The 12710-nt window shown below is 70.6% G+C and carries 11 protein-coding genes and 2 tRNA genes; 4 read left to right on the forward strand and 9 right to left on the reverse strand.

The annotated features are described in order from the left end of the window. The first annotated feature begins 20 nt into the window (after positions 1-20). Positions 21-821, forward strand: coding sequence for a histidinol-phosphatase (gene hisN, locus ACZ4U1_RS27650; protein WP_467906863.1), 801 nt, complete (start codon positions 21-23; stop codon positions 819-821). Positions 822-965: 144 nt separating this feature from the next. Next, positions 966-1361, forward strand: a complete 396-nt coding sequence (locus ACZ4U1_RS27655; protein WP_467906864.1) for a CBS domain-containing protein — start codon at positions 966-968, stop codon at positions 1359-1361. Positions 1362-1428: 67 nt separating this feature from the next. On the opposite strand, the gene ACZ4U1_RS27660 is transcribed toward ACZ4U1_RS27655, so the two are convergent. Beyond that, the gene (locus ACZ4U1_RS27660; RefSeq protein ID WP_467906865.1) at positions 1429-2883 is read right to left on the reverse strand and encodes a catalase; all 1455 of its coding nucleotides are present in this window, start codon (positions 2881-2883) and stop codon (positions 1429-1431) included. Positions 2884-3028: 145 nt separating this feature from the next. Here ACZ4U1_RS27660 and ACZ4U1_RS27665 point away from each other — a divergent pair, with 145 nt between their 5' ends. Continuing rightward, positions 3029-3445, forward strand: a complete 417-nt coding sequence (locus ACZ4U1_RS27665) for a Fur family transcriptional regulator (RefSeq protein WP_467906866.1) — start codon at positions 3029-3031, stop codon at positions 3443-3445. A gap of 126 nt (positions 3446-3571) precedes the next feature. Here ACZ4U1_RS27665 and ACZ4U1_RS27670 read toward each other — a convergent pair. The 4 genes from ACZ4U1_RS27670 to ACZ4U1_RS27685 all read right to left on the reverse strand — a co-directional run bounded on the left by ACZ4U1_RS27670 (position 3572) and on the right by ACZ4U1_RS27685 (position 8730). After that, positions 3572-3645 (reverse strand) — tRNA-Met (locus ACZ4U1_RS27670). A 67-nt stretch (positions 3646-3712) separates the two neighbouring features. Further along, entirely contained in the window at positions 3713-5524 is a 1812-nt protein-coding gene (locus ACZ4U1_RS27675; protein WP_467906867.1) for a sel1 repeat family protein, read from the reverse strand. A gap of 205 nt (positions 5525-5729) precedes the next feature. Then, positions 5730-5803: transfer RNA gene (locus ACZ4U1_RS27680), tRNA-Met, on the reverse strand. Between the two features lie 41 nt (positions 5804-5844). Beyond that, positions 5845-8730, reverse strand: coding sequence for a UPF0182 family membrane protein (locus ACZ4U1_RS27685; protein WP_467907039.1), 2886 nt, complete (start codon positions 8728-8730; stop codon positions 5845-5847). Positions 8731-8895: 165 nt separating this feature from the next. Here ACZ4U1_RS27685 and ACZ4U1_RS27690 point away from each other — a divergent pair, with 165 nt between their 5' ends. Then, positions 8896-9438 (forward strand): PPA1309 family protein, encoded by a 543-nt coding sequence (locus ACZ4U1_RS27690; RefSeq protein ID WP_467906868.1) that lies wholly within the window; start codon positions 8896-8898, stop codon positions 9436-9438. Positions 9439-9510: 72 nt separating this feature from the next. Here ACZ4U1_RS27690 and ACZ4U1_RS27695 read toward each other — a convergent pair whose 3' ends face one another. The 4 genes from ACZ4U1_RS27695 to ACZ4U1_RS27710 all read right to left on the reverse strand — a co-directional run bounded on the left by ACZ4U1_RS27695 (position 9511) and on the right by ACZ4U1_RS27710 (position 12689). Next, positions 9511-10608, reverse strand: a complete 1098-nt coding sequence (locus ACZ4U1_RS27695) for a YlbL family protein (protein ID WP_467906869.1) — start codon at positions 10606-10608, stop codon at positions 9511-9513. Positions 10609-10658: 50 nt separating this feature from the next. Next, positions 10659-10832, reverse strand: coding sequence for a hypothetical protein (locus ACZ4U1_RS27700; protein ID WP_467906870.1), 174 nt, complete (start codon positions 10830-10832; stop codon positions 10659-10661). Between the two features lie 136 nt (positions 10833-10968). Further along, positions 10969-11430, reverse strand: a complete 462-nt coding sequence (locus tag ACZ4U1_RS27705) for a molybdenum cofactor biosynthesis protein MoaE (RefSeq protein WP_467906871.1) — start codon at positions 11428-11430, stop codon at positions 10969-10971. A gap of 95 nt (positions 11431-11525) precedes the next feature. Next, positions 11526-12689 (reverse strand): SDR family oxidoreductase, encoded by a 1164-nt coding sequence (locus ACZ4U1_RS27710; RefSeq protein ID WP_467906872.1) that lies wholly within the window; start codon positions 12687-12689, stop codon positions 11526-11528. Between the last annotated feature and the right edge of the window lie 21 nt (positions 12690-12710).

Below are 12710 nucleotides of genomic sequence, written 5' to 3' on the forward strand. Positions count from 1 at the left end.
CGGCAGATACCGTGCCTTACATGCCCGACTACCTTGACGACCTGCGCCTCGCCCACGTCCTCGCGGACGCGGCCGACGCCGCCACCATGGCCCGCTTCAAGGCCCTCGACCTGAAGGTGGAGACGAAGCCGGACATGACCCCGGTGAGCGAAGCGGACAAGGCGGCGGAAGAACTGATCCGCGGCCAGCTCCAGCGCGCCCGCCCCCGGGACGCCGTCCTCGGCGAGGAGTACGGCATCGAGGGCACCGGGCCCCGCCGCTGGGTCGTCGACCCGATCGACGGCACCAAGAACTACGTCCGCGGTGTCCCGGTGTGGGCCACGCTCATCGCCCTGATGGAGGCGGGTGAGGGCGGTTACCAGCCCGTCGTCGGCGTCGTCTCCGCCCCCGCCCTCGGCCGCCGCTGGTGGGCCGCGAAGGGCCACGGCGCGTTCACCGGCCGCAACCTCACCTCCGCGACCCGCATCCACGCCTCCCGCGTCGGCAGGCTGGCGGACGCGTCCTTCGCGTACTCCTCGCTGTCCGGCTGGGAGGAGCAGGGCCGCCTGGACGGCTTCCTGGACCTCACCCGCCAGGTGTGGCGCACGCGCGCGTACGGCGACTTCTGGCCGTACATGATGGTCGCGGAGGGCTCCGTGGACATCTGCGCCGAGCCGGAGCTGTCCCTGTGGGACATGGCCGCCAACGCGATCATCGTGACGGAGGCGGGCGGCACCTTCACCGGTCTCGACGGCCGCCCGGGCCCGCACAGCGGCAACGCGGCGGCGTCCAACGGGCTGCTCCACGACGAGCTGCTGGGGTATCTCGACCCGCGCCGGTGAAAAGGGGAGCACTCCCGGTACGCCCTCAACTGGCGTCGCGCGCCCCCTTGTTGACTCTCCCTTTACCTGGCACTCTGGGCCCACCCCACTTGTGAACTTGTGAATCCCTGAACCATTCAGGGATTCCTAGGAGGTGGCCCATCCATGCTCGTCCGTGACGCCATGAGCACGGTGATCCTCACCCTCGGTCCCGCCCACACCCTCCGTCAGGCAGCCGCCCTGATGTCCGCCCGCCGCATCGGCGCCGCCGTGGTCCTGGACCCGGACGCCGGCGGCATCGGCATCCTCACCGAACGCGACATCCTCAACTCCGTCGGCCTGGGCCAGAACCCGGACGCGGAGCGCACCCACGCCCACACCACCACCGACGTCGTCTTCGCCGCCCCGACCTGGACCCTGGAGGAGGCGGCCCGGGCCATGGCCCACGGCGGCTTCCGGCACCTGGTCGTCCTCGACCGGGGCGAGGTGGCCGGGATCGTCTCGGTCCGCGACATCATCCGCCGCTGGGTCCCGGCCCGCGAACCCGCTCCCGTGCCCTGAACGCGCGAAGCGGGCCGGACCCCGAGCACCGTGGGGTCCGGCCCGCCCAGCCGCGAAGGCGGCCGGCTCAGCCGCGCAGCGCCTGCACCGCCGCCTCCAGCCGCTTGCCGAAGTCGGCGTCGGCGTTGCGGAAGTTGCCGACGGCGCGCTCGACGATGTCCTCGCGCGAGACCTTGGAGATGAAGCCGGCGAGGTTGGCGACCAGCCGCTCCTTCTCGGCCTCCGACATCAGCCGGTAGAGGTTGCCCGCCTGCACGAAGTCGTCGTCCTCGGCGTGCACCGGCGTCGGGTGGTTGCCGGTGCCGCCGGTGAAGCCGTCGAACGGCTGCCACAGCGGACGGCCGGTCTGCTGCGGCCCGCCGAAGCTGTTCGGCTCGTAGTTCTTCGCAGCGCCGTGCCGGCCGTCGTAGAGGAAGCCGTCGCGGGAGTTGGTGCGCGCCTCGGTGGCGTGCGGGCGGTTCACCGGCAGGTGGTCGGCGTTGATGCCGACGCGGTAGCGGTGCGCGTCGCCGTAGGCGAAGAGCCGGCCCTGGAGCATCTTGTCGGGGGACGGGCCGATGCCGGGCACGAAGTGCGCCGGGGAGAAGATCGACTGCTCGACCTCGGCGAAGACGTTCCGCGGGTTGCGGTTCAGCTCCAGCTTGCCGATCTCGATGACCGGGTAGTCCGCGTGCGGCCACACCTTGGTCAGGTCGAACGGGTTGAAGCGGTACGTCGCCGCGTCCGCCGCCGGCATGATCTGCACGCCCACGGTCCAGCTCGGGAACTCGCCGCGCTCGATCGCCTCGCGCAGGTCACGCTGGTGCGAGTCGGGGTCCTTGCCCGCGAGGATCTCCGCCTCCTCGGTGGTGAGGTTCTTGATCCCCTGGTCGGTCTTGAAGTGGTACTTGACCCAGAAGACCTCACCGGCCTCGTTGTTCCACTGGAAGGTGTGCGAGCCGAAGCCGTCCATGTGCCGGTACGACGCCGGGATGCCACGGTCGCCGAACAGCCAGGTCACCTGGTGGGTCGACTCGGGAGACAGCGACCAGAAGTCCCACACGTTGTCGGCTTCCGTGGAGCCGGTGTACGGGTCGCGCTTCTGGGTGTGGATGAAGTCCGGGAACTTGATCGCGTCCCGGATGAAGAAGACCGGGGTGTTGTTGCCGACGAGGTCGTAGTTGCCCTCCTCGGTGTAGAACTTCAGCGCGAAACCGCGCGGGTCGCGGACGGCGTCCGCCGCGCCGAGGTTGCCGGCCACGGTCGAGAAGCGCAGGAAGACCTCGGTCTGCTTGCCGACCTCGGAGAGGAAGGCCGCGCGCGTGTACGGCGTGACGTCGGCGGTCACCGTGAAGGTGCCGTAGGCGCCGGCGCCGCGGGCGTGCACCACGCGCTCCGGGATGCGCTCGCGGTTGAAGTGGGCGAGCTTCTCCAGCAGCAGCTGGTCCTGGACCAGGACCGGCCCGCCGACGCCGGCCGTCTCGCTGTTCTGGTTGTCGGCGACCGGAGCACCGGCCTCCGTGGTGAGCGGTCCCTGCGTCACGTGCGCCTCCTGCGTCATCACTGACTAGTCCTGTCCTGTGGCCAAAGCCGTTCCCGATCCTACAATGGACTTTGTCTAAGTCAAACGACGATCCAAAGTCACACCTATTCCCGACCTGGTGCTGCTTCCTGTTAGGCTGGTGGCCATGAGCGACCTTCTGGAACGGCTGCGTGGACGCGGATGGCGGATGACCGCGCAGCGGCGCGTGGTGGCCGAGGTCCTGGACGGCGAGCACGTCCACCTGACGGCTGACGAGGTCCATGCGCGGGCCGTCGCGAAGCTGCCCGAGATCTCCCGGGCCACCGTCTACAACACGCTGGGCGAGCTGGTCACGCTCGGCGAGGTGCTGGAAGTCACGACGGACAAACGCGCCAAGCGGTACGACCCGAACGCGCACCGGCCGCACCACCACCTGGTCTGCGCCCGGTGCGGCGCGATCCGTGACGTGCACCCGACCGGCAACCCCCTCGCCGACCTCCCCGACACGGAGCGCTTCGGCTTCACGGTGTCGGACGTCGAGGTGACGTACCGGGGGCTGTGCCCGAACTGCGCGAGCGCGTAGCGCAACCGCTTCCGAAGAGCCCCGGCATCCGCCGGGGCTCTTCGCGTATGCCGGGGTTCTTCGCGTATGTGCGCACAAACACCGAGGGCCGGAATCCATCTCTGGATTCCGGCCCTCGGCCTTCAGTAGCGGGGACAGGATTTGAACCTGCGACCTCTGGGTTATGAGCCCAGCGAGCTACCGAGCTGCTCCACCCCGCGTCGGTGAACACGACACTACGTGACTCCGACGCCGGGATGCAAATCGCTCAGCGGCGAGTGGTCCAGGTCATGCCGACAGTTCCTCGCGCAGCGCGTCCCGCAGGCGCCCCGCCCGCTCCGCCACCTCCGCCGGTCCCAGGGCCACCGCCCGGTCGGCCCACCGCTGCCCCTCCGCCAGCTCGCCGCGACGCGCGTAGACGAGGGCCAGCCGCAGGGCCGCCCGTCCGTGCCCGGCGTCCGCGGCGCGGGTCCACCACACCGCCGCCTCCGGCTCGCTGCCCTCGCGGGCGAGCAGCAGGCCCAGGTTGAAGGCTCCGTTGCGGGACCCGGCCTCGGCCGCCGCCCGGTACCAGCGCGCCGCCTCCACCGCGTCACCCCGGGCCGCCGCGAGCATGCCGACCCGGACCTGCGCCCGCCGGTGCCCCTGCGAGGCGGCACGCTCGTACCACTCCTCGCACTCGGTCTTCTCCTGCACGATCTCCCCCAGCTCGTGCGCGGGCTCCGGCGGCCGGCGCGCGTCGAGCAGGGCGGCCAGCCGGTATGCGCCCTCCGCGCTGCCGCCGCCCGCCGCACAGCGCAGGTGCCGCTCGGCCTCCTGCTCGTCGCCCTCGCGCAGCCGGGCGATCCCGATCTGGAGCGCGGCCTCGGCGTGACCGGCGGCCGCCGCCCGCTCGTACCAGCGCAGGGCCATCTCCTCCTCGCCGCGTCCGGCGTAGAGGATGCCGAGGTTGAAGGCGGCGTCCACGCTGCCGGCCTCGGCGGCCTTGGAGAACCACGGCTCGGCCCCGGTCGTGTCGCCGCCCTGGAGCAGCAGGATGGCCAGCGCGTTCGCGGCCTCCCGGTGCCCGGCGTAGGCGGCCCGCCGGTACCACTGCTCGGCCTGGGCGGTCCGGCCCTGCTCGGCGCAGAGCAGCCCGAGGTTGTAGGCGCCGTTGTCGTCGCCCGCGGTCAGCGCGGCCCGGTACCAGCGCTCGGCGGTCTGGGTCTCGCCGCGCTCGGCGTGCAGCGCGCCCAGCGCGTTGGCCGCGTTGCCGTCGCCCTCCTGGGCGGCGCGCAGCCACCACACGGCCGCGCTCTCGGTGTCGCCGGCGTCGCGCAGCAGGAAACCGAGCGCGCAGGCGGCCCGGGGCTCGCCGTCCTTGGCGGAGGTCAGGTACCAGCGCCCGGCCTCCTTCAGCTCGCCGCGCTTCTCCAGGATCGCCCCGAGGTGCAGCGCGGCCCGCCGGTGACCGCGCGCGGCGGCCTGGCGGTACCACTGCTCGGCCTCCGCGACAGCGTTGTCAGCGCCGGACTCCTCCCCGGCGCCGGCCGTGCGGTCGAGCGCGCGCGCCAGCCGGTAGGCGGCCTCCCGGTGCCCGCGCTCGGCGGCGGCCCGCATCCAGTGCTCGGCGCCGACGTCCCCGCGGTGCTCCAGCAGGTCGGCGAGCGCGTAGGCGCCGAGGACATGGCCCTGCTCGGCGGACTGGCGCAGCCAGTACTCGGCGGCGGGTTCGTCCCCGCGCTCGCGGTGGTGGCGGCCCAGCGCGTGCGCGGCGGCGGCGGAGCCGGCCACGGCGGCGATCCGCCACCAGCCGGCCGCCTCCTCGGGGTAGCCGCGCTGGTGCAGCAGGACGCCCAGGTTGTTGGCGGCGGCCCGGTCACCGGCCGCGGTGGCCGCGCGCAGGTGGGGTTCGGCTCCGTCGAGGTCGCCGCGGCGCAGCAGCATGGCTCCGAGGACGCTCGCCGCCTCGGCGTCACCGCTCTGCGCGGCGAGCGCGAGGCGCGTCTCCTCGGCGGCCTCCCCCATGTCCACCATCTCGTCGCGGGCCGGCTCCGTACCGGAAGGCTGCACAAATCGCCCTGTCTCGAACAGAGTTGCCTTGTCCCCCATAACGTCCATCGTCGCACCACCTGCAACCTGGGTACACCCGGTATACCGCAGCCCGTGAGGTCACTTCAGCGTTTTGTCGACATGCCCACAGGGAGACAAGTCAAACACACACCACCCAACTCCCCACGGCGGCGCGGCCGTCCCTCCCCTCAGCACATGAGTTCGCACACCACGAAGGCCCGGATCCCTGTTGGATCCGGGCCTTCGACTTCAGTAGCGGGGACAGGATTTGAACCTGCGACCTCTGGGTTATGAGCCCAGCGAGCTACCGAGCTGCTCCACCCCGCGCCGTTGCTGGTCAACCGTACCACGGCGCGGAGGGGGCTTGATCAATTCCTGTTCTTGCCGCTGGTCCTGTCGACCTTGGACTGTGCCTCCTCGGCCCGCTTCAGCGCGTCCTCCAGTTCCTTCTGCGCCTTGGCGTACGCGTCCCAGTCCGGCCCCTCCTTCAGTGCCTTCTGCCCCGCGTCGAAGGCCTTCTGGGCGTCCTCCAGGGCCTGTTTGACCGTGGGGTTGGTGGTGCCCGGCGGGTTGGCGGTGCCGGTCTCCGGTGGCTCGTTGCCCGAACTCTTCGTACCGAAGACCTTGTCGAGCGCCTCGCCGAGCGTGTTCTCGAAGGCGGTCTCGCCCTCGTAGGTGACCAACACCTTGCGCAGCAGCGGGTACTTCAGACCACCACCGCGTACGTAGACGGGTTCGACATAGAGCAGGCCGCCGTCCAGGGGCACGGTCAGCAGGTTGCCGTACTCGACCTCCGAGTCACCGCCCTTGAGGAGTTTGATCGCGGCGGCGATGTCCTGTTCGGAGTTGAACTGGCTCTGGACCTGTTTCGGTCCGTCGACGGTCGTACTGGTCGGCAGTTTCAGGATTCTGATCCTGCCGTAGTCGGGCGTGCCGGCCTCGGCGTCGACCGACATGAACGCGCTCAGGTTGTACCGCCCGTTGGGCGTGAACGTGGTCGACAGGGAGAACGCCTGCTGCGTCTGGTCCGGCATCTTCATGCTCAGGTAGTAGGGCGGCACCGCGTTGCCCGACTTGTTGGTCGGGTCGTCCGGCACCTGCCACACCTCGCTGCCGGTGAGGAAGGTCTCGGCGTCCGTCACGTGGTAGCGGGTGAGCAGCTCGCGCTGCACCTTGAACAGGTCCTGCGGGTAGCGCAGGTGGTCCATCAGGTCCCCGGAGATCGCGCTCCGCGGCTCCACCGTGCCGGGGAACGCCTTCATCCAGGTCTTGAGCACGGGGTCCTTGGTGTCCCACTCGTACAGCTTTACCTCGCCGGTGTAGGCGTCGACCGTCGCCTTCACCGAGTTGCGGATGTAGTTGACCTGGTTCTGCTGGGCCACCACCGCGCGCGAGTTGTTCGTCGCCGTCAGCGAGTCGGCCGTCGTGTCGCCGAGGGTCGTACGGGAGGAGTACGGGTAGCCGTTGGTGGTCGTGTACGCGTCCACGATCCACTGGATGCGGCCCTTGACGACGGCCGGGTAGGCGTCGCCGTCGATGGTCAGCCAGGGGGCGACGGCCTCGACGCGCTCCTTGGGCGTGCGGTTGTACAGGATCCGCGAGCCCTTGCCGATCGCGCCCGAGTAGAGGATCTGCGGCTCGTTGAACGCCACCGCGTACGCGGCCCGGTTGACCGGGTTGTCGAGGTTGACCCCGCTCCCGCCCTCGTAGCTGGTGGTCTTCTCGCCCTTGTTGTCGGAGTAGTCGATCTCCTTCTGGGGACCGCCGACGATCGAGTAGGTGGTGGTCTTCTCGCCGTAGTAGATCCGCTGCTGGTACGTGCCGAGGTCACCCCGGGACGGCAGGTCGTACTCGGTGAAGACCGGCTCGCCGTTGGGGTTGGCCTCGGTGCCCTTGGCGGCGACCACGCCGTAGCCGTGCGTGTAACGGAAGTGGTCGTTGATCCAGTTGTTCTTCGGGATGCCGTCCAGGTTCAGCTCGCGCAGACCGAGGACGGTGTCCTGCTCCTTGCCGTCCTTCGTGGGGTACCGGTCGACGTCCAGGTTGGTCGGGAACCCGTAGTAGTTCTTCATCTGCTGGAGCACCTGGAACGTCGGCGAGACGATGTTCGGGTCCAGGATGCGGATGCTCGCGGCGTCGTTCGCGGCGTCGCGGAGCTTCGCCTTGTCCGTGGTGGTCGACTTGCCCGCGTACTCGGTGACCTCGGTGTCGTCGATGCCGTACGCCTCGCGGGTCGCCTTCAGGTTCTTCTGGACGTACGGCGCCTCCTTCGCCTGCTCGTTCGGCTGGACCTGGAACTTCTGCACGATCGCCGGGTACAGACCGCCGATCAGGATCGCGGACAGCACCATCAGGCCGAAGCCGATGACCGGCAGCTGCCAGGTACGCCGCCACAGCGTGGCGAAGAACAGCAGCGCGCAGATGACGGCGATGCAGAACAGGATCGTCTTGGCCGGCAGATAGGCGTTGGCGTCGACGTAGCGCAGGCCGGTCCAGTTGTCGGTCGCCTTGAAGTCGCTGGACTTGACGGCGAGGCCGTACCGGTCGAGCCAGTAGGCGACCGCCTTGAGGGCGACGAAGATGCCGAGCAGCACCGACAGGTGTCCGGTCGCGGCGGCCGTGGCACGCGCGCCCGGGCTGGTGACGCGCAGCCCGCCGTACAGGTAGTGGGTGAGCGCGGCGGCGATCAGGCACAGGATCGCGGCGGCGAAGCCGAAGCCCAGCAGGAACCGGTACCAGGGCAGGTCGAAGGCGTAGAAGGAGACGTCCAGGTGGAACTGCGGGTCCTTCTGGTGGAAGGGTACGCCGTTCACCCACATCAGCCAGGTCCGCCACTGGCTCGACGCGGAGGCGCCCGCGATCAGCCCGACCAGGGAGGTGACGGCGATCAGCAGCCACTTCTTGTACGGCGCGATGGCCATGCGGTAGCGGTCGAGGCTCTGCTGCTCCATGGACATGGCGCTGAGCGGGGGCCGCAGCCGGTGCGCGAGCCAGATGTTGAGGCCGACCGCGGACGCCATCAGCAGGCCGAAGACGAAGAACAGCCCGATCTTGGTCGACAGGGTGGTGGTGAACACGGACGAGTAGTGCACCGACCGGTACCACAGCCAGTCCGTCCAGAAGCCCGCGAACATCGTGAACGCCATGCCGAGGACGGCAAGGACGCCCAGTGTCACGAGCAGGGCTCGGACCCTCCGGGACGGGCGGCCCGCTCTGATCCGTGGCCCCGTCGGGCCTCCGCCGCGGTCCGGCATCTGGAAAGCCAAGGTGCGCACCTCGAAGTTCGCTGTCGATCCGTCAGACCCCCGGGTTCGCGGGCCCGCCGTGGCCCCCCGTGATCGCGGGCCCACACCCTATGCAACTTACTCACGGTTTACTCGGTTCCCGATTCCGGCCGGGAACGAGGCAGGATTGTGACCATGTCCAACACTCCCATGGCAGCGAGCCCGCTCACCCGGGCCGTACTCGAGATCGACGAGTACGTCTCCGGCCTCGGCTGGGACCAGCCCGCTCGCCTCTTCGCCCTCGTAGACACCGCACGGCTGCGGGCTCAGGAACCTTCGCTCGCGGCCCAGCTGGGCCTGGAGGACGAGTCCGAGACCGCCGGCCTCACCCCGATCGAGCAGGACGAGATCCCGTCCGGCAAGCCGCTCGACGAATTCCTCGGCACCATCGCCTGGCCCGACGCGGTGGTCGGCTGCGCGCTCTCGGTGGAGCGCCTGATGCTGCCGCCGTCCGCCGAGGCGCAGGTCCCGCAGGGACTGAGCGAGGCCAAGCTGGCCCAGTGGGTGGCGGACCACCCCGAGCGCCAGGAGGTCCGGATGACGGTCGCGGTGCTGCGCGACGGCGGCCGTGAGTCGGCGCTGCGGCTGCGCGAGAAGGACTCCCCGACGGAGGTCCTGACCGGCCCGGACCTGGTGCCGGGCCTGGCGGAGGCGCTGGCGGCCACGTTCGCGGACTGAGGTCCTCCTCCGGTACGGCGACGGGGGCGCCCCTGGTGATCAGGGAGCGCCCCCAGCCGTGTCAGGGTCCGCTCAGCCCTTGGTGGTGCACTTCGGCAGGCCGGCCGTGTCCCCGCTGCGGATGTCCTTCAGCGCGTCGAGCGCGTCGCCGATGGTCTTGACCTTGACCAGGGTGAGGCCGCCCGGAGTGTCCTTGGCGGCCGCCGCGCAGTTGTCGGCGGGCGTCAGGAAGTACCGGGCGCCCTTGCTGCGCGCGCCGACGGTCTTCATCTCGACGCCGCCGATCGGGCCGACCGTGCCGTTGTCGTCGATGGTGCCGGTGCCGGCGACGAACCTGCCGCCGGTGAGGTCGCCCGGGGTGAGCTTGTCGTAGATGCCGAGGGCGAACATCAGGCCGGCGCTGGGCCCGCCGACGTCGGCGAGCTTGATGTCGATGGTGAACGGGAAGGTGTGGTCGGTCCCGGCGGAGATGCCGACGATGGCCCGCTTGGCCCCGGTGTCGTCGGAGGTCGTGGTCGTGATCGTGACGTCCTGCGTCCGGGTGGCCGCCTTGTGGGCCTTCTCGGCGGCCTCCTGCTCCTTGGCGGGGACGACGGTGAAGACGACGTTCTGCCCGGGCTTGTGCTTGGTCACCAGCTTGGCGACGTCGGCGGGCTGCTTGACCGCCGTACCGTCGACGGCCTTGATCACATCACCGGCGTGCAGCTTGCCCTCGGCCGGGGAGCCCTTGACCACGGTGGAGACGATCACCCAGGACTTCACCGGGATGCCCAGTTCCTTCAGGGCGGCGACCTTGGCGCTCTCCTGGGACTGGCTGAATTCCTCGGCGTTCTCCTGGGTGGACTGCTCCTCCGTCTTGCCGTCCGGGTAGAGCGTGTCGTGCGGGACGATCTTGCTGTCGTGGGAGAGCCAGCCGTAGACGGCCTCGACGAGGTTCATCCGGTATTCGGCGCTGGTGACCCGGACGGTGGTCATGTTCAGGTGACCGTCCGCCGGATAGGTCTTGTGTCCGGAGATCTGCAGCACCGGCTCGCCGTCGTGCTCCCCGAGCGTGTTCACGGTCGGGCCGGGGGACATCTCCGCGTAGGGCGCCGGGATGAGCACTCCCGCGCACAGGAGCGCGATCAGCATCAGGGTCGAGGCGAGCATCGTCGCGGTGCGGCGTGGCATGCCTCGACAGTACGGGACGCCTCTGTCAGCGCACCGTCAGGGCACCCCCGTCACGCGCCGCGCGCGCCCGAGTGCGACTTCTCCATGGCTTCCCGGAACCGGGCGTATCCGTCCAGCTCAGGACCATCGCTGCGGGCCTTCCGGGTCCGATTGGCCCAACTGCTCCACAGCCCACCGCCGACCGCGGCCACAAGCGGAATCAGCAGCCAGACAAGCACCCCCATGCCGACCTCCCATACGCCATGAGCGTCCGCAACTGACTGATCAGCAGATTAACCGTCCGCACGGACAACGCTCGCGCCAGGGGGCCGGTTACGCAACCGGAGTGCACGGTTGGCCCAACGTGACCAGGAGCCGGCCTCAGCAGGCGCCGACCCACTCCTCCGTGCCGTCCGAGAACTTCTGGTGCTTCCAGATGGGCACCTCGTGCTTGAGGTCGTCGATCAGCTTGCGGCAGGCCTCGAAGGCCTCCCCGCGGTGCGGGCAGGCCACGGCGACGACGACGGCGAGATCCCCCACCCGCAGGTCTCCCACCCGGTGGACGGCGGCCAGCGCCCGCACGGGGAAGTCGGCGACGACCTTCTCGGCGATCCGCCGCATCTCGGCCTCGGCGCTGGGGTGGCACGAGTACCCGAGCGCGTCCACGTCGGCGCCCCCGTCGTGGTTGCGCACGGTGCCCACGAACAGCGCGACGCCCCCGGCCGCGTCGTCCCCGACGGCCCGGAACACCTCGTCCACGGAGAGCGGCGTCTCGCGGATGCCGATCAGCTTGATGGGATCCTGAGCCGCCTGCTCACCCGGGTGGTCGTTCGTGAGTGCCATGCGTCCATCGTGCCGTACGGGTCCGACAACGGGGAATACGAGTTTCGCCCGTCACGCGCGCGGGGCGTTTTGGAGGCTCGTACAGCGCCCGTGGCTCACACGCGCCGCCGGGCCTTGCGGGCCCGCCGTACGACCGCCGCGGCGCCCAGCAGAGCGACCGTCGCGCCCGCCGCGCCGGCCGCCGTCGCGTCCTTGCGCCCGAGCCGCCGCCCGGCCACCGTGTGCCGCCCGGCGACCTCGTCCAGCAGCTCCGCGAGCACCTCCTCGTTGGTCCACTTCGGCCGCCACCCGGCGTCGTGCAGCCGGCTGCCGCTGACCACCCAGGGGTACATCGTGTAGGCGAGGTCGCCCGCCGGGGACGGGGTGAGTCCGATCCGGTGCAACCGCGCCGCCGCGCCGAGCGCGACCGCCGACGGCAGCTCCATGCGCCGGATCCCGCTCAGCTCCTCGACCTCCTCCTGCTCGAGCCATCCGTCGCAGCCGACGGCCAGCTCCCCGTCGACCTTCTCCAGGACGGCGTACTCCAGGGCGCTGCACAGGTCCTCGACATGGCAGAACTGCCACGCGGGCCGCGAGCCGGCCACGACGAGCAGCCGCGGCGACTCGAAGTACCTGGTCAGCGCGGTGTCGGTGCCGCCGACCAGGACGGCCGGCCGGACCACGGTGACGTTCAGCCCCGGATGCGCGCGCGGGGCGCGGCGCGCCAGCCGCTCGATCTCCAGCAGGTCGCCGACCCCGGTCGCCTCGGCGGTCGCGCGCAGCTCGGCGTCCTCCGACAGGGGCAGCTCGTTGTCCGGCAGCGCGCCGTAGACCATCGCCGAGGTGCACAGCACCACACGGTGCACCCCGGCCGCCGCGGCGGCGGTCAGGACGGTCTGGGTCCCCCGGACGTTGTAAGCGGTGCGCGCCGCCGGATCGGTCTCCAGGTCCAGGTCGAGTGCGAGGTGGACGACCACGTCGGCGCCCCGCAGCTTGTCCGCGATGGCGGGGTCGCGCACGTCGAGGATGTGCCACTCGGCGTCGGCGCACTCACCGCGCCGCTCGTCGATGGCGACGACCTGTTTGATCTCCTCACAGGCGGCGAGCCGCTCGGTGAGCAGGGCGCCGACCCCGGTGGCGGCGCCGGTCACCGCGACGACGGGCCCGCGGGCGGCAGGCTTCGCGCCGGCGCGAAGCGCCGTCGTCGAGGGGCGGTGGTCGGGCGACGGGAGGGCTGAGGGGTTTCGCGCTGCGCGAACCTGCGGATCTGGGGAACTCACCGGGCGTCTCCAGCGGTTGTC

The sequence above is a fragment of the Streptomyces sp. NPDC028928 genome, from assembly GCF_055564915.1.